The 23,024-nt window shown below is 41.9% G+C and carries 20 protein-coding genes; 1 reads left to right on the top strand and 19 read right to left on the bottom strand.

The features are described 5' to 3' along the window. Positions 1-45 precede the first annotated feature (45 nt). The 4 genes from allW to V1499_RS07500 form a co-directional block, all read right to left on the bottom strand. A complete protein-coding gene (allW, locus tag V1499_RS07515; RefSeq protein ID WP_409275094.1) occupies positions 46-1,512 on the bottom strand; it encodes an allantoin permease in 1,467 nt (488 codons plus the stop codon). Between the two features lie 419 nt (positions 1,513-1,931). Then, positions 1,932-3,323, bottom strand: coding sequence for an NCS1 family transporter (locus tag V1499_RS07510; protein WP_409275092.1), 1,392 nt, complete (start codon positions 3,321-3,323; stop codon positions 1,932-1,934). A gap of 544 nt (positions 3,324-3,867) precedes the next feature. Continuing rightward, positions 3,868-4,248 carry a RidA family protein gene (locus tag V1499_RS07505; RefSeq protein WP_409275090.1) on the bottom strand — a complete coding sequence of 127 codons (381 nt, stop codon included), beginning with the start codon at positions 4,246-4,248 and terminating at the stop codon, positions 3,868-3,870. 306 nt (positions 4,249-4,554) lie between these two features. Beyond that, on the bottom strand, positions 4,555-5,226 hold the full coding sequence (locus V1499_RS07500; protein ID WP_409275089.1) for a YczE/YyaS/YitT family protein: 672 nt from the start codon (positions 5,224-5,226) through the stop codon (positions 4,555-4,557). Positions 5,227-5,340: 114 nt separating this feature from the next. Here V1499_RS07500 and V1499_RS07495 point away from each other — a divergent pair, with 114 nt between their 5' ends. Beyond that, positions 5,341-6,222 carry a LysR family transcriptional regulator gene (locus V1499_RS07495; protein ID WP_409275088.1) on the top strand — a complete coding sequence of 294 codons (882 nt, stop codon included), beginning with the start codon at positions 5,341-5,343 and terminating at the stop codon, positions 6,220-6,222. A gap of 293 nt (positions 6,223-6,515) precedes the next feature. Here V1499_RS07495 and V1499_RS07490 read toward each other — a convergent pair whose 3' ends face one another. From V1499_RS07490 to V1499_RS07420, 15 genes are all read right to left on the bottom strand, one after another. Next, positions 6,516-6,995 (bottom strand): DinB family protein, encoded by a 480-nt coding sequence (locus tag V1499_RS07490; RefSeq protein ID WP_409275086.1) that lies wholly within the window; start codon positions 6,993-6,995, stop codon positions 6,516-6,518. A 660-nt stretch (positions 6,996-7,655) separates the two neighbouring features. After that, positions 7,656-7,853 (bottom strand): hypothetical protein, encoded by a 198-nt coding sequence (locus V1499_RS07485; RefSeq protein ID WP_409275085.1) that lies wholly within the window; start codon positions 7,851-7,853, stop codon positions 7,656-7,658. A 179-nt stretch (positions 7,854-8,032) separates the two neighbouring features. After that, complete coding sequence (locus V1499_RS07480; protein WP_409275083.1) at positions 8,033-9,130, bottom strand: 4Fe-4S binding protein; 1,098 nt, start codon at positions 9,128-9,130, stop codon at positions 8,033-8,035. 25 nt (positions 9,131-9,155) lie between these two features. Continuing rightward, on the bottom strand, positions 9,156-9,962 hold the full coding sequence (locus V1499_RS07475) for a dimethyl sulfoxide reductase anchor subunit family protein (protein ID WP_409275081.1): 807 nt from the start codon (positions 9,960-9,962) through the stop codon (positions 9,156-9,158). A 2-nt stretch (positions 9,963-9,964) separates the two neighbouring features. After that, on the bottom strand, positions 9,965-10,528 hold the full coding sequence (locus tag V1499_RS07470) for a 4Fe-4S dicluster domain-containing protein (RefSeq protein WP_409275079.1): 564 nt from the start codon (positions 10,526-10,528) through the stop codon (positions 9,965-9,967). Positions 10,529-10,543: 15 nt separating this feature from the next. Then, the gene (locus tag V1499_RS07465) at positions 10,544-12,745 is read right to left on the bottom strand and encodes a molybdopterin-dependent oxidoreductase (protein WP_409275077.1); all 2,202 of its coding nucleotides are present in this window, start codon (positions 12,743-12,745) and stop codon (positions 10,544-10,546) included. Further along, positions 12,739-13,356, bottom strand: a complete 618-nt coding sequence (locus V1499_RS07460; RefSeq protein ID WP_409275075.1) for a molecular chaperone — start codon at positions 13,354-13,356, stop codon at positions 12,739-12,741. Before V1499_RS07460 ends, V1499_RS07465 begins: the two co-directional genes overlap by 7 nt. 1 nt (position 13,357) lies before the next feature. Further along, positions 13,358-13,579, bottom strand: coding sequence for a hypothetical protein (locus V1499_RS07455; protein ID WP_409275073.1), 222 nt, complete (start codon positions 13,577-13,579; stop codon positions 13,358-13,360). A 999-nt stretch (positions 13,580-14,578) separates the two neighbouring features. Then, positions 14,579-15,199, bottom strand: coding sequence for an SGNH/GDSL hydrolase family protein (locus V1499_RS07450; protein WP_409275071.1), 621 nt, complete (start codon positions 15,197-15,199; stop codon positions 14,579-14,581). Positions 15,200-15,418: 219 nt separating this feature from the next. After that, positions 15,419-17,047, bottom strand: a complete 1,629-nt coding sequence (locus V1499_RS07445; protein ID WP_409275070.1) for an alpha-glucosidase — start codon at positions 17,045-17,047, stop codon at positions 15,419-15,421. A 52-nt stretch (positions 17,048-17,099) separates the two neighbouring features. Next, positions 17,100-18,785: a glycoside hydrolase family 13 protein gene (locus V1499_RS07440; protein ID WP_409275068.1), complete on the bottom strand. Its 1,686-nt coding sequence runs from the start codon at positions 18,783-18,785 to the stop codon at positions 17,100-17,102. A gap of 40 nt (positions 18,786-18,825) precedes the next feature. Next, entirely contained in the window at positions 18,826-19,647 is an 822-nt protein-coding gene (locus V1499_RS07435; RefSeq protein WP_409275066.1) for a carbohydrate ABC transporter permease, read from the bottom strand. Next, on the bottom strand, positions 19,644-20,507 hold the full coding sequence (locus V1499_RS07430) for a carbohydrate ABC transporter permease (protein ID WP_409275064.1): 864 nt from the start codon (positions 20,505-20,507) through the stop codon (positions 19,644-19,646). Before V1499_RS07430 ends, V1499_RS07435 begins: the two co-directional genes overlap by 4 nt. 65 nt (positions 20,508-20,572) lie before the next feature. Next, positions 20,573-21,814, bottom strand: coding sequence for an ABC transporter substrate-binding protein (locus V1499_RS07425; RefSeq protein ID WP_409275062.1), 1,242 nt, complete (start codon positions 21,812-21,814; stop codon positions 20,573-20,575). 161 nt (positions 21,815-21,975) lie between these two features. Continuing rightward, positions 21,976-22,980, bottom strand: coding sequence for a LacI family DNA-binding transcriptional regulator (locus V1499_RS07420; RefSeq protein WP_409275060.1), 1,005 nt, complete (start codon positions 22,978-22,980; stop codon positions 21,976-21,978). Between the last annotated feature and the right edge of the window lie 44 nt (positions 22,981-23,024).

Genomic DNA, 23,024 nt, shown 5'->3' with positions numbered 1-23,024 from the left:
CAGGATCAAGAATTTTTTCAATCATTAGTTTTGCCATTTCTTTATTTATCTATTTTCTTCATTTAATTTCGGCGTCTTTACAAACAAAGTTCCTTTTGAATGTTGCCATTCAAACACTGTATAAATAATAAACGCTGAAATGATTCCGACAAACCAGGACATATCATAAAGCGGCTTCAAAAATGGAAGGAAATTACCGCCCAAACAAAGGAATCCTGCGATAATCATTGTTATGATGGCATTCACATTAAAACCATTTTTGTAATTGTATTTGCCCTTTTTTGCATATAGTTCGTTCAAGTCAATAGTGGTTTTTGAAACGATAAAATAATGCGCTAACATAATTCCTGTTACTGGAGCTAATATCCCGCCAACAATATTTAAGAAGGTGAAAATACTTGTCGCATTCTCCATAAGTTTCCAAGGCATTACAAGAATGCCAATTACAGCTGCAATCATTGCACCCGACTTAAACGTTAATTTTTTCGGGAATAAGGACGCTAACTGGTAACCTGCAGGAACAATATTTCCAGTAACGTTAACAGATAATGTTGTTAAGCAAAGAGTAACAACGGAAATTGCGATTGCGAAAGTTCCCTCAAACCGAGCTACAACATCAAGCACATTCCATATTGGAGTCCCAAAAGCTATTTCAGATCCGACAATAATCGCGATACTTGCAATCGCAAATAATAAATACGACACAACAAGACCAATTGTTTGGCCGATTGCTTGGTCCTTCGTAGACCTCGCCAACCTTGTGAAATCTGAAACATTTACAATTGGTGCTGCCCAAGCAGCAATTACAGCTGTCACAGCAGCAATAAAGATAATCATTTTATTACCGGTAACCCCTGAGCCGGTATAAGCTAATATTGGTCCAATACCACCTGCTAAGTTAATGGCCCAAATCGCCATTCCACCAAAAACGATGTAAACAAGCGGTGAAAGGATATTTGAAAATTTCCCTAAGAAGCCCATTCCTCCATAAATTAAAGCAACATTCAATAACCAAAAAATCAAAAAGGAAAGCAATGCGGGCAATGATAATCCTAGAAGGCTCCAATCTCCGCCTAACGTTAAATACGTCGGCCAAAGCTTTCCAATTAAAATGGATAATGCTTGGCTTCCTGCGAAGGTCTGAAAACCGAACCACATGATCGCCGCAATAACTCCTCTTAATACTCCTGGAATCATTGCACCTTTCGTTCCAAAGGACAAACGGAGCAGCATCGCAAATGGCAATCCATACTTTGAGCCCGCATGGCCATTAAGAACGAGCATTGCAGCTATTATTATGGAGGCAACCATAATTGCGGCAAAAACCTGGCCAACTGACAATCCTAATGCAAAAAGCCCACCTATTGCAATATAGTTAGGAATGTTATGGACGGCACCCATCCAAACAGTTGAAAAATTCCCAATGTTCCATTTTCTCTCTTCTTCTTTTGTCGGCAAAACGTCTTCACTATATCCCGCAGCCCTTAATTGCTCCCTATCAAAATGACTCAAATGAATCCCTCCCTGGGTAACTCCAATAACCATCGAAGCTTTTTGTTCAAGTTCAATATTTACTTGAACTTATGTTTCGCGTACGTAATAAAAAAATGCAATGGGGTTCATCGAATCATGTCGAAAACATTTCTTTATTTATTACCGCCATTACTATTATACAATAGTATTTGGCTTAACTTCTTTAGGTTCATTAAACAAAACAAATATCTTTTTTTATATATTATGCATAAAAATTTTACGGTTATATTCACTTCAAACAAACACTAGTGCAATTTGCACATTAACATCTTGCGAATAGTGTCATACCTTTGAACGTCCTATATACAATAGGATTATGGGGTTGTGTAAAATGTACTGATTACAAAAAAAATACCTTGCAGAGGATTCTCTGCAAAGTATTCTTTATTGTTCTTTTTTTATTTCTCAAAAATCGTCCCTGTTTTGAAGCTTGAGCCTTTAAAGGCAAACTTCGATAGAAGATAATAAGCTGTACCTGCTACTACTAAACCGATGATCCATGCTAGCTCAACCTTTATGAAGGCAGCACCCGCACCGATAAACATTGCAACCAAGCCTGCTGGATTAAACCCAGCAAAAGAACCTTCTTCCTTATACAATTCTGCCGTATTTATTTTCTGTTTTCTTAAAATATAATAATCGACTAATAATATTGAAATAACAGGTCCTAAAAATGCGGAATAGATTAGAATGAACATATTAAGGCCCTTAGACGATGACTCCTGTATAAGCAACCAAGGAAATGCACCTAATGCAAGCAATCCTGTTACCGTTACAGATGCTTTATACTTTAATTTTGTAAGCAATGTAATGACATAAGCGGGCGGTATAATGTTAGCAACCATATTTGTTGCAATAACCGCAACTACAATAAAGGCAGATACAAAAACGGAAATATAAGGATTATCGATTACAATTGGGAGTGCTTGTGCAGGATTCGTTACACCCGTTGCAGCAGCAAGCATTGCCCCGATTATAATAACAAAACCATATGATAAGGTAATTGGCAAGAAGTATAATGCTCCGCGTTTTCCATCACTCAAACCCGTTTTAAGTTCCCTGGAATAGTCCGCTGCACTAACAAAAATACCTGCATAATTTCCTAAAAAGACCATAATGAGTCCAAAGAACGGCAAGCCCCATGAGCCTTTTGCTTGAACCCAGTTTTGGGCAATCTCAGTGCTATGTGATGTTAAAAGAATTCCGAAAACATAAATAAGTGCTGCCATGAAAACAACAGATGCAACCGTCTCTACCCATTTAATTGCATGGAAACCGAATAATGAAAGCACAATCTGAAATAATTGCAGCGCAACAAAGCAAATAGCAACGTTATCAAAACTTCCACCTGTAACAATCTTGGCAATTTCATTTAAGGCAGTCCCACCAATCCAGCTTTGAATCCCGTACCACACGATGGCGGGGACCCCACGTAGAAGTGACGATATTACAGTCCCTTTAGTCCCAAAGGACATTCTAAGCTGTACAACATATGGAATTCCTAATTTGTAGCCAGGACGATCATTCAATGCAAAAATGGTTGAAATGATTCCAATTGCAATGATCGCTGCTAAAATTGTTTGGAAGATGTTTAATGTCGCAACACCCGCGACAATTACACTAGCCCCCAGCGTCATATTACCTAAGTTAACGCCGTCGCCAATCCACATGAAAATATAGTCTTTTGCGCTGACTGTCCTATCCTTATCGGTTTTCGGATATAATGATTCATCCACTCCCGCGACACGTTCAATCTCATTTGTATCGTGACTTTCAATTGTTGTAGACATATTTCATACCCCTTTTTCATCGTATGCCGTATTTAAAACCCCGTTTGATTCGACCATTTAGCAAAAGTTTAACCCAATTACTGTAAAATTATTTTTATTGCAAGAGGCTGTAATTGGAATGTCAATTTGCTTTCTTTATAGCCATCGGCACCCAAATTAGTTAAATAATAATTTTCAGCTCCCTAAAGAGCATTAGGCTTAACAATTCTTCCTCCTTAAACACGTTTTCTATGTTAACAATAGGTATTATACATACCTTTTTCAGCTAGGTCTTTATGTCTATTAAACAAAATAAACAAACCACCACTATTGATAATGCATAAATTATTTTAAAATAACATGGATAATGAACAACCATTTGTACATTTTGAACAATACAAAATTAAGTATTTTTACCTTTTCCTATTCAATCGCTGGAAATTAAACGCAATAGCGGTTTGTATATGTTGAAGGACTAATAAATGAATCAATAAAATCTGAACAAACTAGCTTGGCACAGAAAAAGGAGTGATGTTTTATGAAACAGTCACTCCTTTGTATTATTTCATTTTCTTTTTTTGGCGATCATTTCGATCTCAACTTCAGCACCTAACGGCAAAGCTAATACTGCTACGCACGTCCGTGCAGGAAACGGGCTTGTGAATTGTGTTTCATATACTTCGTTCATGGCAGCAAAATTATTCATATCGGTTAAATATACATTCACTTTTACCACATCATCAGGTGTGAGGCCAGCAGCTTCTAATACCTCAAATAAATTTTTGAAACACTGCTCAGTTTGTTTTCCAATATCCCCTTTCAGGTTTTCCGCTGAAATGGAGTTCATTGCTGTTTGACCTGAAAAATAAACAAATTCTCCCGCATCTACCGCATGTGAATATGGGCCGGATGCTGTTGCACTCTTTGCTTCATAAACCTTCCTCATTTTTTTGATTCTCCTTTTTTATATAATAGCAATATAATGCCCATAGTACTGGAAGCTGATCGTAGATTCAATAAAGTTGCTTTTAAAAAGAAGTTATCTTCTGTATGGCATACAAAAGCTTGTGTTCAAAAAATGAAGACATCACTATTGGATTATAGTAAGATGGTTTTCTTATCCCCGTGGAAAGCGTGTGTCGTGGTCGCAATCAACAGCCAAAGTTAATATAGCTTAATGAAAAAGGCATTGGGAACGATATCATCCCAATGCCTTTTACTATTCATCGTAGTTTTGAAACCGAGCGGAAATCTATGCTTCAACTTCACTTTCACTTTTGTATACCCACTGCCGAAAGATTCTTTGGTAATTTGCAAGCATCCATCCAAGAATTTTTCCGTTGCAATAGGCAGCAATCAGTGTACCAATTCCAATTGATCCAAAAGATTTTATAAAAATTAAACATACCGATCCAGCAACCACAACGTTAAGAAGGTCACTCGTAATTTTTGCTTTGCCGAATTTCATACTGAATCGTTCACTTATCACATACGTTAACGCATCGTATGGCATCAAAGGAAGTTTTGCTTTTATATAACCGAACAAGCCTGCCGGTAAAACGAATAAACTTACAATAAAATAAAGAACACGGGCAACTATGGTTTCAGGTGTCGGGAGAAGTTGAACGATGAATAGCGTGACATCCATAAAGAACCCGAATAAGAACGCAACGATTAATTGAACTGTATATTCCCTAATTTCTATCCGTTTGTTTAAAATAACTTGGACAATAATAAACAGGACATTTGCAAGCACTGTTGTAGCACCGACGGATAGGCCTGTTGTAAGAGAAACGGCAACCGGGAGCGAGGATACAGGCGATACGCCGAGCCCTGCTTGAATTGAAAAACTCACTCCAAGCGACAAAAAGAATAAGCCAAAGCAGTAAAGAGCGAGTCGTTTCGTAATATTCATTTGTGTCATAACATCCTTCACTTTTTTAAAATCATAAATATAAATGTAACACTGAATTCAACATATTAAAAATATATATTTGATAAACTAGTCATATGAAAAATGATATAGCGGGGTTATAAAATGGATATTCGGCATCTATACTACTTTAAGGAAATTGTAAGGCAGGGCAGTATTTCAAAAGCGGCAGAGGTCCTTCATATGGCGCAGCCGCCTCTGAGCCAATTGTTGAAAAAGCTTGAAACGGAGCTGGGAACCACGCTTATTCAGCGGTATCGCCAGAAATGGGAGCTTACTGAAACAGGCAGACTTTTATACCAGTATGCCGAGCAAATGTTGATTCAAATGGAAGATGTGAAACAGCGAATCGAAGAAATTGAACAAGGTACAGCTGGAACCGTGCGATTAGGTGTATCGTCTGCATGTTCGAATATGGTCATTGGCTATGTCAGCACGTTCAGAGGGCAGTTCCCAAATGTGAAAATTACTATTATACCAGGCAATTCAGAGGAACTACTGACAAAATTGGAACAAAGGCAAATCGATGTGGCGTTACTGTTACGGTCTGGGAAAAGTGAAAAGTTTAGTATGAAAACACTTAAAAAACAGCCAGCCGCCGTGATTGTCCCATCTAGTTGGTCGTCGTCATTTTCAGAGCGCGCTTCATTGAAGGAAATTGCCCAATACCCCTTGATTTTGTTAGGTGCGATGGAAGGACATTCTTTCACTGAAAACATCCTTAACGCTTTTGAACAACGCGGCCTTAAGCCGAATGTTATTATCGAGTCAAAAGATATTTCAATGGTTGTCTCACTAGTTAGCAGAGGATTAGGCTTATCGATTATTCCAAGAATGGATTATGTATCTACTTTTTTAGGACACACCGTGCTTTTTGAACTGCAGGAATTGGATTTTAGTGTTGAACCTATCTTTGTAAAGTTAAAAGATGAACCAATCTCAAAAGCAGCCCATCACTTTTGGGAAATCGTAAATGAGAATATTTGACAATTGTTTTTGTGCTCGGAACAGAATATAAAAACGTACGAATGTGAAATTTTCGGATTCGGGTGTTTTGCTTTTTTAGTATAGAGTCCTTTCTTGCCCTAACTATCCCAACTGCAAAAGAAGTGAGCTTCCGTGTTCGGGAAATCAGAAAACAATAAGGCTGTCCCCATTTAAATCGTTGGATTTCCGATTTTAAATGGAACAGCCTTGTATGAGATAACCTTTCATGGACAAAAGACTTCCGTGTTTTATTCGAGATGTCCCTTAACCAGAACGGTTTATAGATTATGTACCTACTTCATTTGTTCTTCTACAGTTGGACCCATGATGCCAGGAACTTTCAATCCTGCTTGACGAAGAAGTACGGTCATTTGCCCGCGATGGTGGGTCTGGTGATCGATAAACAGTCTTAGTGTCGCACCTCTTGGCATTAACTGGCCAAGTGACTCAACTGCTTCAATAATTTTCTCGTCGGTTAAGTTGTTTTCCACTTCTTTTTTTAATTCCTCGGATGCCTTTTTATATGCCTCCACAATCTCGCTTGCCTTGGACGGAACTGATTTTACATCCCCTGGAAACGATACATTCAGGCCTACCTGACCGGCAAAGAACGGAATGCTCGCTGCCAAATGCCAGCCTAACCATCCAAGCGTACTATGACCTTCCACTATTGACTGGTTCAATTTTTCATCTGTTAAAGACTCCAATACGCTGATTGTTCCACTCGCTGCACGAGACCACTCAGCCAAAAAGTCATTTACTGTTCTGTACATAAACTCACTCCTCTTAAACTGTATCAAACCTATTATTAGCATAAATACTTTTTGTTTTCATTTTTTCGGCTCGGTTTGAGGAAAAGACGAAATATGGATGCTTTACTGGACAGAAAAGCCGCTTGCATGTCCTTGTGACAACAAGCGGCCAGTCTCCTATATAAATTAATTGCGAATAAGACAAACAATTGTGCCCCATTTTTTGAGCGACACATTTTCGGGATATCGGGGAATCTTTGTCGTTCAACGGATCTTGTGCGACACCTTTTTTGGATTACGCCAAATCTTTGTCGCTCAAACGAATTTGAGGGACACCTTTTCAGGATTTCAGCAAATCTTTGTCGCTCAAACGAATTTGAGGGACACCTCTTTTGGATTTCAGCAAATCTTTGTCGCTCAAACAGATTTGAGTGACACCTTTTCAGAATTTCAGCAAATCTTTGTCGCTCAAACAGATTTGAGTGACACCTTTTTGGATTTTACCGAATCTTTGTCACTCAACGGGATTTGAGTGACTTCCTTTCCGGCTTTTACCCAAACAATGTCACTCAACGGGATTTGAGTGACTTCCTTTCCGGCTTTTACCTAAACAATGTCACTTAACGGGATTTGTGTGACTTCCTTTCCGAAATTTGCACAAACAATGTCACTCAACGGAATTTAAGTGACTTTCTTTCCGGCTTTTGCCCAAACAATGTCACTCAACGGGATTTGAGTGACTTCCTTTCCGGCTTTTGCCTGAACAATATCACTCAACGGGATTTGAGTGACTTCCCTTCCGGCTTTTGCCTGAACAATGTCACTCAACGGGATTTGAGTGACTTCCTTTCCGGCTTTTGCCTGAACAATGTCGCTCAACGGGATTTGAGTGACTTTCTTTCCGGCTTTTGCCTAAACAATGTCGCTCAACGGGGTTTGAGTGACTTCCTTTTCGGGTTCTGCCTTTTCAATGTCACTCATCTGGATTTGAGTGACTACCTATCCGGATTTCGCCCAATCTTTGTCACTCATCCTGATTTGAGTAGCTCGTGACCCTTTCATAAGCCCTGCCCGTGTTTCTCTACTAATGTAATTTCATTTTCCAGAAGTGTTCGGTTTTTGGCCTGTTGTAATTGGATGTTTTTTGTGTAGCAAATTTCTTCACATAAAGAGCAGTCCACGCATTTATACGGTAGTAAGGTGATTGTTTGGTGGCCGCGTTCGGTTTTCATCGTCAAGGCTTCGGTCGGACAAAGAATCGCACATGCTCCACAGAAATGGCAACTTTCGTTTATTTGAGGCAAACGGATGTCCTCTTGATAACGCAGTGCTTCCCTCTCCTGCAATTCCGCCAAAAAGAGTGAGCGTTTTTTCATATATGGATACACGGATTCATTCGTCATTTTTTCAACAAACTGACTTCCTACTTCGTTCCACTCTTTTAGTAGTTTTGCCTTGGAGTCCTCTTGAAGTTTCTCTTGATAAGTTGGAATCTTGTTAGAGCCGCCCAGCATTTCTTTTACTGCCAGTTTGTTAGTTGATTTTATTTCCTTAAAAAGAGCAGAAAGAAAATCCCTTCGTTCAACATTATAGTCGACACTTTCCTTTGAACCGCTTATTTCGGAGGTAATCTTCATCTTCTGGCAACTAATCGCTTCCCCAGCTTGAAGTTCCCTTCTCCACAATTTTTCGCCAGTGCTGATTTCACAGCCAGCACATGCCTGTTGAGGTTGATAAATTGATAGATTTTTACATTTATTCAATAATGTCACCCATGCTTCTTTTGGAATCATTCCGAGGCATGGCACCGCAACCGTTGTGGCACGTCCTTTCGAAACTGGCGTCCGTTCACAATGGAGGTAAACTTTATCATGCCGTTCGCTTTTATGGATGGCTTCTTCAACAAATTGAGTGAGAGGGGGCTGGTTCATTGTTATGGCGCCTGTCGGGCATGCCGTCCCGCACAGGCCGCAATCCACACAGGTGTCAGCGATAACAATATCCTTATTTGCGAAGGAAATGCTAGTTTTGGGACAATGATCGACACAGCTTTTACAGGTGCTTTTTGGAGAAATCAATTTCGTACAAAGATTGGCCTCCACACTTAATGCTGTCATTTTTTTATCGATGACATTTACCCAGGTTAATAGATTCATTTCCTTCCCCCCTCCCTTGTTCTACTTACAAATGGACCGCTGTTTCATAAAATAAAAACCTGCCCAAACATTCACTGGCCAGAAGGACTGCGAAAGCGGCCGAATAGATTTTCACATTCCGAAACCCACTATTTTTATACGATAAAAGCATTAGAGCCGAGGCTGCAAGGAATGTCACGACCCTTACCCAGAAGAAGACATGGCCGAACGTTAATTTCGCTGTTTCCACTGCTTCTGGCAGACCTGCGAGCAAGGTAGAAAAATAGACAACCGCGACAATGGCTGCCGCAATTAGCGCTGGAATTGAAAGGCGTGAAATATTAACCGCCTGCTCCCTTCTGATCGCTAAACACGCGGCTACATATAATGGGCCCAACAAAAGCGCTGTTAAAAAGAAGGCATACAGTGTATTGGCACTATCCCAAGCTGGAATCGCAGGGATCATATAAATTTTTGCCGATGAAAATATTGCGATGACTCCAATAACGGAAGCAATCCATCCGATTACGCCCCGCTTTGCGGCATCCTCTTTGTACCAAAACCATGTGTAAAGGAGTATGAATCCAAGGAATGCTCCGTAAAACACAATCTCTCGGCTCAACCAGGAGACGCCGAAATTCAAGATCGCACGATACGCATGCAGCGGCTGGCCTAAATGGAGCATCGATACCAACAGTGAAATGCCTCCTAGAGCAAGGAGCGAAAGTAAAATTAGCAGCCCTGTATTTTTCGAAATGCCGACTTTTGTTCGGTCGAGCCACCAAAAGGCCACAAACCCGCCTAGTAGAAGCTGTGAGATTACGGTGAAGATTACAAGTGGAAGATCATGCATCGTTAGGCCCTCCTAAACTGCTTGCCCGGTTTAGGCAAAATAAATTGAGTGGTTGGTCGCGTAATGGACGGATCCGCAAATGTCGGTACCACGCTCACCGTACCTGCCAGCTGGACTTCATTGTAATCGACGATTTCAATTGCCTCCAGCGGGCATTTTGAGACACAAATCGGAGATTCACCAACATCAAGCCGCTCGTAACACATGCTGCACTTATCCATTTTCTTCTTAACAGGATTGTATTGTGGTACTCCGTAAGGGCAAGCCTTTCCGCACATTTGGCAGCCGATGCAAAGCTCCTGGTTATGGACAACAATGCCATCCTCCTCGCGCTTTGTATAAGCCCCAACCGGACAAGCCGCTTTACAGGCAGGCTCATCGCAATGGTTGCATGCCGTTGATACAAAGGCGCGGACAGGAGATCCGACCAGGTCCTCTGGCAGTTCCCTTACCGTTCTCCTCCTCATCTGAGGTTCAAGCTGATAAAAGCTTTTACATGATATTTCACAGGCGTGGCAGCCGATACAACGATCAATATTAACTAAAAAGCCTAATTTTTTGGCCATTGGCTCCCCTCCTCCTTACGCTTTTTCAATTTTGACAAAGTTATCATGGAAGGCGATTCCGCGCTGGCCTTTACTATAATCACCCATATCCGAAGGGATGGCCTTCACGTTGAAATTTTCCGTGTAATTCACGTCTTTCCACCAGCCCTCATACATGACGACTGTATCTGTTGGAACGGTTTTCGTTAATTTTGCCGGCAAGGTTAAATACCCTGCTTCATTTTTAACATGAACCATGTCCAAATCCTTGATGTTGTACTTCTTCGCCAAATCAGGATGCATTTCGACTACCGGGTAGCTGTGGATTGCATCGAGCCAGTCAATATGCTGGAATTGGCTATGAATGCCTAGCTTCCAGTGCGGGGAAATAGAGCGAATTGGATAACCTTCCGGAGCTTTATATTCTTCAACAAATACCGGCAGCGGATGGTGCCCATATTCGGCTGCCTTTTTCGAGTAAAACTCATACTTCCCGGATGGGGTCCTGAACTTAAAGTCATTCCAAGCGACCGTTACCTTGTCCTTCGCCTTCACCGTTCCGCCGTTTTTACGCAAATCGTCCCAGCTTTTGACGCCGAACAACTCCCTGATGCCCTCGTTAAATTCCTTTTCGACCCACTCTTCAAGCGAGCCTGAAACCGGGAATGTGCAGGAGTCCGGTGCCAACTCATTTAACTTCTTCGACAGCCCCATGGCAATTTCGAGGTCGCTTTTTGTTTCGTAAAGCGGCTTAATCGCCTTCTCATTCACATTCATCCAATAATGCCAGTAGCTGACATTAACTCCTACCGTCTCAAAAGGAGTTGTGACAGGAAGAACAATATCGGAAAGCTCAACCGTTTGGTTCATATACAGGTCAGCCGTTACAATCAAGTCCATTTTTTCAAAAGCTTTTTTCACGACATTCGGCTCAGGATCCTGGGCAATTGGGTTGCGGCAGGCGATCCACATCATTTTGATTGGCGGATCATTGGCATCCAGCACCTGCGCGCCAAAGTTGTTCATATTCACATAACGGTCTGCTTCGCCCTTTGTTCCTTCAGGTACTCCAAAGCTCATCGTATGGTAGTTGAAGCCCCATGTTTCACCGCCGATATAATTCACACCGCCGCCTCTTTTTCCGATATTGCCTGTTATTGCCGCAAGCGCATCGATCGCGCGGACCATCGAACCGCCATTTGTATGGCGCTGCATGCCGAACCCAATCCAAATATTCGCCGGTTTCGCTGTCGCATATTCACGGGCAATCCGCTCAATGACAGGCTTTGGCACCCCTGTTTTTTCAGCAGCCCATTCAACGGTAATATTCTTTTTCACATAGGATACAAATTCCGAAAACCCAATCGAATGGTTCTGGACCCACACCTCATCGTATAAGTGATGATCAAGAATATAGCGAATCATCCCCAAAGCCAGTGCCCCATCCGTACTCGTGTTAATTTGGATGTATTCATCTGCCTTTGAAGCCGTTTGGGTAATGAGCGGATCGATAACGACAAGCTTAGTACCCTTTTCCTTCGCCTGCTCGATAAAGTACATTGAATGGACGGATGTCCATGCCGGATTTGCTCCCCATAGAATGATATAATTGGCATTCATAAATTGCTCGGGATCATTTGGGTAGGCGGTTCCCATATCAAACGTTTGCGCATCCGAACCAGCCGGGTCACATGGCGTCCCCTGGGCCCTTGTCGTATAACCGATACTCGATAGCATGCCTTCTGTTGCATAGTTGAGAATGTTAAAGTTTCCGGAATACTTATTCAGGCAAATTGGCAGCGTGCTCCCGTACTCCTTTTTAATCTCGAGAATTTTCTCCGCTATAATCGTATACGCCTCATCCCAGCTAATCCGTTCCCAATTGCCCGAACCGCGCCCTTTTTGCCTCATTGGGTATTTAATCCGGTCCGGGGAGTACACAACACGCGGATACGTATTCCCTTTTACACACAGTCGGCCTTTCGTATAGTTGTTGTTTTCATTGCCTGTAATAAATGTGATTCTTCCATCCTCGACTGTTGTTACAATCGAACATGTATCATAACAATTTCGCGGGCACGCATTGTAAAATTGCTGTTTCTTGCCGTTTGAGCTCGCATTGGCGGTTGGGACAAGGCCTCGCACAGCTTTATTCCCAATCGCTCCAAGGTCCAACAACGAGCTTAGGGCCGCGGAACCTTTTAAAAACGTCCGGCGGGAAAAGTTTTCAGTCAACATCTATCTTCACCTTCAATCATCTGTTTTTCAGAATGCAAAAATTCTTTTAGTAAAATAGCCATCGCACGGGTGATTGAATTATCGCTATTTTTAATAATCCGTGCGCAGTGTTCGAATGCCCATTGCAAAAGATGCTTTTTCAAAAACATCTTATAAAGCTGGTCATTTCGTTCATTTAAGAGATGCAGGATCAGCTCCAATTCAAATTGGATATGGTCATCCGGCATCTGCCCTTCATCCGCTACCTGAAGTCCGGCATGATGGTAAAAGTTCCGCACCTTCAATGTCTCCTGCTGCAAAACAGTCCCTTCAATATTCCGGTAACTCGATTCATACGGGGACGCCAGCAATTTATTCGGGCCAACAAATAGCCTGTTGTAGTCATATTCAAATGCCTGGATGGCTGCGGCATCGACTTCTTCAAGGCATTGTATCGCCTTGCCCGCTTCGCCATTTAACTTTGCAAGCTTGTATTCTGTTAAAACGTTTCCAAGTTGTTTCCATTCTGCTGAACCAAAATGGAGCATATCCCCTCGATAGTAATGGCAAAACAACTGATAATATAACAACTGTTCATCTAACGACATCACTGTTTCCTTTATAGCGGCCATATCATTCGGCCTCTTTTTCTTTTTGGATTTCCTTTTGCAGCTTCTCGAAATCCGCCTTTTCTTCGTTTGTTAATTTCATTTCCTCGTTTACTTCAGGGTATGGGTCTCCAACATACTCCTCGTTTGGAACGAAATTAATTTTCTCTTTCATGCTGTTGTCTCCTTGTTGCTCACAACCTAGCAGTGAAGCGGACAGTACAATCAGGATTAAAATATATTTCATATTTCATTAACTCCCTTCTATTTTTTTATCAGGCTAAATAATGAACAAAAGTAGAAGTATAGATAGACTCTTCACAGGCTGGATACCCGCCAAACTTTGTTCAATATTTCACAATAACTTAGACATTTTTCTGTTTAAAAATGGTTATTATGCATAAAATACGATCAAGCTCTAAAAACTCCTATCTCCGGGTAAAGAACCATTTAAAGCTTTATCTTTGGTTTTCATTCATATTTCCTGAATCCTGTTTTTCAGGCCCTCTTTTTGATGGTTAACGGATTTCTCTTTCCGTCGGTAAATATGCCATGTGGAAACTATACGTTTTGCCAATTCCATTTCATTCTCCTTCCGCAGTAGAAGTTTGATAATTTTCCCATTTTTCACGATAAATACAGTGGTATTCTTATATAATGAGTATAGTAGGGAAACCCACATTTTTTAGAAGGAATCTATGGCGAAAGAGTGAAGGTTTTATGAAAGAATTTAGTCTTTTTTTGTTCATGCGGAAAACTGATTTGGGATTTGGAGCATTCAACCGGATCGTTGCGGGTAGTTGATTGGCACTGTGGGGTTGGCTGTCCGTTTCTCAGGAAAACACATTCCATAAAATGGATAAATTGTGACAAATCCGGTAACATGCCTTGAATTCCCGGATAACCATACGAAAAACCCCGATATATTTTAAAAATCCCGGATATTCGTTACAAAAACCCGGATATATTTCCTACTCTCTTAAAAAGCGTTCATTTTGAGGTTTTATGATGGGGTGTTATCTGGGTGAATTTCGGTAAAATAACCTAAAATGCCTAGCTTCCCTTTAAAATTGATTACCAAAAAGAAAAAACAGCCCTTTTTATACAAAAAGGACCGTTAACTATTCATTTTATAATTATCGCCTCCTTTCCGAAACGGAAAGAAGGATGACCTCGCACTATACTACTCCGATTTCAAATGACTGATCGTAATCAGCTTTCCTTTTCGGCACTTAAATATTTTAGTTCAGGACTTGAATAATCCCCCAGCCGCCTGTATCCAGGTTTTAGCCATAAGCATATCGCCCATGCTGTTCATATGGACGCCGTCGGTTGTAATAGGATGGACGCCGCCATTTTTCAAATAGCGGATAAACGCCTGATGGGTGGGCACAAGTGTCGCGCCATAACGGTCCGCCAATTTATGTACAATTTCAACATAAGGGACGAGCTTCCGGTTCCCCTCACTCTCGCTATCTTCAACAATCACTGTAGGCTCCATTAATACAATAGCTGCATTTGTTTTTCGCTTCAAATCAGCCAGTATCGAATCATAAATTACCTCATACTGTTCGGGATAAATTTGTTCTATTTCAGGTGAATCCAGCTGCCGCCAAACATCATTGATACCGATGGAAATTGACACGAAATCCGGCTGCAAGGTTAGGACATCCCGCTCCCAGCGCTCTGCCAGGTCGCTCACCCGGTTCCCACTAATGCCTTTATTAAAAATCTCCATATCCCGTTCCGGATAGGTTACCTTTAAGCAATCGTGAAGCAAACGCACATAGCCGGTACCGATGGAATCGGTTTCAGTTTTTCCCGAAAACGTAATGCTGTCGCCAATAAAAACAATTCGCTGTTTCATGTTCCGCCTCCAAATAAGTGCTAGTAGGATGCTATGGGGCAATCCTGGTAATTCGACTTCCTATCCTTATGATAACAAAAACTGAGCTATACTCCCTCTCTATATTGATGCAATGGCCACTATTTTTCTCGTGATTTTTTCTGCCATACACGCAATAAGGCAGCCCTTCATTTTGTAGGACTGCCTTTTCATTTAATCTATTTTTCATACAATGGAATTTTACTTCAGGTACACTCTCGCTTCATAAGGATTTAAACGTAAAATGCTACCATGAGTTTCGCTTCCCTTGTAATTGGTTAAGAGCAATTCCGCACCAGTCAAATCAAATTCTGCCTCCACATTTATTTCCTGTACCGATTCGGAAAAATTCCCGACATAAAGCAAACTTTCCTGTTCGTGCTTGCGTTTATACACATAAATTTCATTCCGCGCTTCCTGAATCGGCTGGTAATCTCCATAAACAAAAACAGGATGGCTTTTTCTCAACTTGATTAATTTTTGATAAAAATAAAAAATCGAATTTTTATCCTCAAGTGCTTTTTCTACGTTGATTTCCCTGTAATTCGGATTGACTTTTAACCACGGGCTCCCTTTTGTAAATCCGGCATTCGGGCTGGAATCCCAGTGCATTGGTGTACGGCTGTTATCCCGGCTTAGCGGCTGGAGAAGCTTTAATACTTCATCGGGATCCACGCCGTTACTTGTCAATTCCAAATACCGATTTTTCATGGCGATATCCTGATAATCGTCAATCGTTTCAAAACGGACGCCGGTCATACCAATTTCTTCACCCTGATAAATATATGGCATGCCAGGAAGCGTATGGAGCATGGCGGCAAACAGCTTTGCCGACTCTACACGGTATTTTCCATCATTGCCGTATCTTGTCACGAGGCGGGTATGGTCATGGTTGTTTAGGAACTGTGAATTCCAGCCCTTGCCCCATAATCCTTGGTACCAGCGTTTTTGAATATCCTTGAACCGCTTCAAATCCCACTCCGGCATTTCGTCACAAACTTCAAAATGGAATAGTGTATTTAATTCACCACGGCTTTCATCTACATATTTCAACCCTTCTTCAGGCGAAACGAACGCCACTTCCCCGACTGTCAGGGCATCATAATGGTTGAAAACCTCCCTGTTCATTTCCTGTAAATAATCGTGGACGCCAGGATTGTTTGCAAGATAGCCAATATGTTCAGGCACTTCCGCATCCGGGAATCCGGCAGGTTTTGAAAGAAGAGCAATGGCATCAAGGCGGAACCCGTCAATCCCTTTTTTTAGCCAAAAATGCATCATGTTATAAATCGCGTTGCGGAGCTCCTTGTTTTCCCAGTTTAAATCAGGCTGCTCTACTGCAAATGAGTGGAAATAATATTGTCCGGTAACCTTGTCGTATTCCCACGTTGAAGGCCAAAAGTAGGATCGCCAATTATTTGGAGGATTGCCGTCTTTGCCATCCCTCCAAATATACCAGTCCCTTTTAGGGTTATCCTTACTGGATTTCGATTCGATAAACCAGGGATGCTCATTGGAGGTGTGATTGACAACCAGGTCCATGATGATTCGGAGTCCCCTCTTTTTCGCCTCGGCGAGGAGTTCATCAAAATCCTCCATTGTACCCGCCTTTGGCATAATGGAGTAGTAATCTGCAATATCGTAGCCGTTATCCTTGTCGGGAGATACGTAAAACGGATTCAGCCAGATTACATCGGCTCCGAGGTTTTGGATATAATCAAGTTTCTCGATAACCCCCCGCAAGTCTCCATACCCGTCTCCGTCCGTATCCAGGAAGCTTCGCCAATAGACTTGATAAACGACACTTTCCTTCCACCACGTTTTCCTCATTCTTTTCCCTCCCCAAAAAAGGGGGCAACCGCATCGCCCCCCTCTTAAAATCTTACTTCTTCAACCGGTAAACCCTTGCTTCATACGGCCTTAGCTGCAATTGTCCGATTGGCTCATTTGCATCTACTTCATAGTTTGAAATCAGCAGCTCTTTAGTTGAGTATTCAATCCCCTCAGGCAAAATAAAGCCAGGAGTCTTCTTGCTGAAGTTGCAAATCACCAGGAGCTGTTCATCTTCAAGAGTCCTTGTGAAAGCATATATCTGTTCATCATCTTCAAGGATGATATCATACGTTCCATAGATAATGATGTCATTCTGTTTTCTAAGTTGGATCAATTTTTGATAATAATAGAAAATCGAGTCCTTGTCTGCAAGAGCCGCTTCTACATTAATGTCTTTATAATTAGGGTTGACATTGATCCAGGGCGTCCCTTCTGTAAAGCCTGCGTTCGCGCTCCCATCCCATTGGATCGGGGTCCGTGCATTATCCCGGCTTCTTTCATGGATGCCTTTGAAAATTTCCTCATGTGACAGGAACGATGGGGTCAAATCGCGATACGCATTCAATGTTTCAATATCCCGATACTCTTCAATCGAATCGAACTTTACATTCGTCATCCCAATTTCTTCGCCCTGGTAAATATAAGGCGTGCCTTGCATCATATGAAGGCAGGTGGCGAGCATTTTCCCGGAAATCACCCGATATTCGTCCGAATCGTTGCCCCAGCGGGAAATGGCGCGCGGCTGATCATGGTTGCTCCAGTACAAGCTATTCCAGCCGTCGTTCTCAAGGCCTTTTTGCCATTTTGTAAAAATCTTTTTTAAATCGGTCAGTTTCCATTCATTCGGATCCCATTTGCCATACATTCCATCTCCAAGCCCAACATGCTCGAAATGGAAAACCATATTCAGTTCTTTTCTTGATTCGCCTGTATAAAGCTGTCCTTGCTCAATGGATACCCCAGGCATTTCACCAACTGTAATCGTGTCATAGCCGCTTAGAGCCTCGCGGTTCATTTCCTGGAGGAATTCATGGATCCTTGGCCCATTCATAAAATACTTGCTGCCATTTCCATATGGGAGCCCATTTTCAATTTCGCCCTCCGGGTAATTCGTATCCTTGGATATGAAGTTGATTACATCCATCCGGAACCCGTCGACACCCTTATCGAGCCAAAAGCGCATCATGTCATACACTTCCTGCCTTAGGACAGGATTTTCCCAATTCAAGTCGGGCTGCTTTTTACTAAAAAGGTGCAAGTAGTATTCACCTGTCCGCTCATCATATTCCCAAACACTTCCGCCGAATGCAGCGCCCCAGTTGGTTGGCGGCTGCCCATCCTTTCCTTTTTTCCAAATGTAATAATCCCGGTAAGGGTTATCCTTGGACGATCTGGATTGCTTAAACCAATCGTGTTCATCGCTTGAATGATTCACAACAAGGTCCATCATAATTTTTATTCCGTGCTTATGGGCTTCTTCAAGCATTCGGTCAAAGTCTGCCATTATGCCAAATTCATCCATAATATCCCGGTAATCCGAAATATCATATCCGTTATCATCATTAGGGGATTTGTATACCGGAGAAAGCCAGATAACATCGATGCCCAGTTTGCTCAAGTACGGTAATTTCTCAGTAATTCCGTTCAAATCACCTACTCCATCCCCGTTCGAATCCTTGAAGCTTCGAGGATAAATTTGATAGATGACACTTTCTTTCCACCATTTCTTTTGCAAAAAAACCACTCCATTCCGGTCACTTTTCATTCTTCTACTACTATTTTATAGAACCTTTCATGACCCCGTTAATAATCCACTTCTGGGCAAAGATATAAACAACAATCATCGGGGCAAGCGCCATTAAATACGATGCGAATGCCAAATTATAGTCGGTGCTGAACTGGGATTGGAAGACGTACTGTACCAATGGAAGTGTCGCCATTTCCCGGTCGCTGAGAAGCACCAGCGGCAGCATGAAATCGTTCCATGCGCCAAGCGAAGTAATAATCGCTACAGTTGCGTTCATTGGTGCAAGCAAAGGGAAAATAACCTTCCAAAAAACTTTCCATTGGCTGGCACCATCCATTATCGCTGCCTCTTCCAGCTCGAGAGGAATCGAGCGAATGAAACCAATGTAAATAAAAACATTGAAGGAAAGATTAAAGACAATGTATAAAATGATTAAACCTCCCAAGTTATCCATACCCCAGGCACTTGTTTGTTTAACAAGCGGGAGCATAATAATCGGGAAAGGTATGAACATCGCGCTCAGAAAATAATAAAACAAAGATTTATAGAACTTTTTATGCATGTTCCTCGCCACTACATAAGCAACCAGAGAGTTTGTAAGCACGGTGAAAAAAGTGACAACCACAGAGACAATTACACTATTTTTTAATGCGTTGAAAAAATTAGTCATCTCAATAGCCCGGGTAAAATTATCGAACGACCAGGATTTTGGAAGTCCCAACAAGTTCCCCGCCATTTCTGGCGGCGTTTTAAACGCAATAGTAATGGTAAGATACAATGGAAAAAGAATCAGTAATGAGCCTAAGATTAGTAGAATCGTGACGGTCCAGTTAGTCCTATTTTGAGTCATTCATACCTAGCCTCCCTTTTGTTCAAAACTCTCAGTTGGAAGACCGATATGGCAACAATGACGATGAAGTACAATACAGCATTGGCTGATTGATAAGCGAACTCCCCGCCTTCAAATCCTCCCCGATAAATGAGGAGCGCAATCGATTCTGTCGCTCTTCCCGGGCCTCCTCCAGTAAGTGCGACGATTTGGTCAAATACTTGAAGAAACCCTTTCATTGCCAAAACCATATTAATGGTGAAAAATGGGGCAATCATTGGGAAAGTGATACTCCAGAACTTCCTCCAAGCTCCGGCGCCGTCAATGCTGGCAGCTTCGTACAAATCCTCGGAAATCGTAACGAGTCCTGCCAAGTATAGAATCGTGCTGAACGCTACCGACTGCCAGACGGCAACCAAAACGATACCAAGCCAGGCAAGGTCCGGGTCCCCCAATATATTCTTCGCAAGCCAACCCCAGCCAAGGGTCTCGCCGACTTGTGGAAGCATATGGGCGAATATAAAGTTGAAGATAAATCCCACAATCAGGATGCTTAAAATATAGGGCAGAAAATATACGGCTCTTAATGTTTTTTGGAATTTAATCTTCGAGTTCAATCCCATCGCAACCAACAAGCTAATGATATTTACTAGAATCGTCGTTACAATTGCGAATTTAAACGTAAACAAATAGGCATGCCCTGCCCGGTCATCCTTCAAGACATTTATATAGTTTTTGATTCCCACGAAGTTCCAGTCTCCGTAACCCTTCCAATCTGTAAAACTATAAAATATCCCCTGTAAAGCAGGATAAGTATGAAAAATAAAGAAAAGGGCGAATGCCGGGACAGCAACCAACAAGTAAAAGTTACTTTTCTTCATTAAGGTAGTTCCCCCTTTTATAGAAGGGACAGGGCATCAAAACAACCGATGCCCTGTCTTTCCAATCAACGATTTTGGACCTTTTCCCATTCAGCATCCAGTTTTTTCAAGAACTTTTGCTTGTCCTTTTTCGCTACATATTCTTGCAGGTAGCCGTCCGCTCCCATTCCTGCAGGGTAATAGTGGTCAGGGAAGCTAGTAAGAGCGCCCGTTTCAAAGTTTTCTTTAATCCCTTCAAATACCGGGTCTTCCTGGAAAACATCCTGGATGGCAGAGAATGCTTTCTGTTCGTCCGTGTACTTTTTCGCCGTTTCTTTATCCATCATGAATTCAAGGAATTTAGTCGTCTCTTCTTTGTGCTTAGTGTCTTTATTCATTGTCAGGACAACGTCGACGCCAGATACGAGTTTATTTTGGGCCGGGTCGTTTGTAACAGGCATCGCGAATACGCCAAGCTGAATATCCGGGTTTGCTTTTTTAATTTCAGGGATAGCCCAGTTACCTTGCAGGTAGAAGACCCCTTTTCCGCCTGCAAACGCATTGTTGCCGTCACCGTACCCAACTCCCATGTTATCTTTGTGCCCAAAGCTCGTGAGTGTCAGCATTTTGTCCGCAGCTTCATCATAGCTTTCTACGAAACTCGCTTCGCCTTTATTTTTCTTCTCTGCAAAGTCTTCGCCGGCAATATTAGCGCCCAGTGAATTCCAAGCAATCATCCCAGTCCAGGCATCTTTTAATGTAAAGTAAATTGGAATTTCGCCAGCTTGCTTTGCTTTTTCCAATGCCGCAACAAATTCATCCCATGTTTTTGGTACTTCAATGCCAAGCGCATCGACCTTTTCCTTGTTATAGATGACCGCATTTGCATTCGTCGCATATGGCAATCCAAAGGTTCCTTCTGTATCCGGGCCAACCAATCTTCCGATCATATCCACATAGGAAGGCTGCACAGTTTTGAGCATTTCGGAATCAGAGAAGTCATGCAGGACCCCAGCCCTTGCCAATTCTCCATAAGTTGCGTTCCCTCCGATTGCCATCAAGTCAGGAAGATCATTTTTCGTTAGACGGGTTTTGAGGACCGTTTCAGCCTCTGGAGGGGTATCGAGCTTAATTTTAATATCCGGATTTTGCTCCTCGAATTCTTTGATAAGCCCTTTATAGGTGTTTATGTTTTCCGATTTATTCGAGAATAGCTGAAGCGTAACCTTCCCATCCCCACTTGCTCCATCACCAGAAGAACAGCCTGCCAAAATGGCTGCGCCAAGGGCAACACTCATAAAACCCATTGCAATTTTTTTCTTTAACATAGGAATTCCCCCTTAGAAAGATACTGAGTAAACGTTTACGTAAATAAATAAAAAAATTGATTCTAAGAACTCTATCTTAATCTAAAAAACAAGTAAACGTTCACGTAAATACTCAAAACAAAAGTAAACGTTTACGTAAAACGGCAAGTAAAGGAATGGAATTATATTTCCTTTACGCTGTTTCGTTCAATAACCGTATGTTCGATAATTTTGCTCTCAGGAACTTTGTCAGTTCCCATCATGTTCAGCAGCATCTTCCCGGCAATCTCGCCCATCTCAATGAATGGTTGGTGGATAGTTGTCAGCGGTGGAACTGACATGCTTGCAAGATTGATATTATCGTACCCGATAATGGATATATCTTCCGGAACCTTTTTTCCAAGAAGAGTGGCTGTCGAAATAGCCCCAATCGCAATTTCATCACTTGCAGCAAAAATGGCAGTGGTATCTGGTTTTTGGCTTAATAGTTCCCGAAGGCCGGTCTTCCCTTCATTAAATCCAAAGCCTCTTGTTTTGACAATATTATTCCCATCAAGAGGAATTTCATTGTCCTTCATGGCTTGAATAAATCCATCAATCCTTGGCTTACCCGCTATGATATCTTCACTGTTACCGCTGATCATACCAATGCTTCTATGCCCTTTATGGATTAGATACTCCGTTGCAGAATAAGCTGCCTGAAAATCATCAACCTTTACATAGGGAACGGGTAATGAATCAGATTTAGTAGATAGAAGGACAAGTGGAACATTCATTTTTCTAATTACTTGAAAGTATTCTTTCTTTAATACTTCACTTACGAAAATAATTCCGTCCACGCGCTTTTCTCCTAGAAGCTGGAGGTACTTTATCGTCTTCTCACCATTGGATTCCGTGTGGCATACAATGACACTCGAACCTTGCTCACTTGCCGCCTTTTCAATTCCGCTTAACCAATCTGTCACCAGCGAACCCCACAAGGATGGAAACAACACACCAATTGTATGAGTTTTCTTATTGATTAAGCCTCTTGCAACAGCATTCGGTTGATATCCAAGTTCCTCAATCACTTGAAGAACTTTTTGTTTCGTCTTCTCTGAATAACCAGGCTGGCCATTCAAAATCCTTGAAACTGTTGCGATTGACACATTTGCCTTCTTCGCGACATCTTTTATTGTAGAAGCCATACCCGCCATTTCCCACCTTCTTTATCCGTACTGCCTTCTAAAAC

The organism is Neobacillus oceani, assembly GCF_046237595.1.
Classification (GTDB): Bacteria; Bacillota; Bacilli; order Bacillales; family Cytobacillaceae; genus Bacillus_D; species Bacillus_D oceani.
This window is presented reverse-complemented; position numbering and strand designations above follow the sequence as displayed.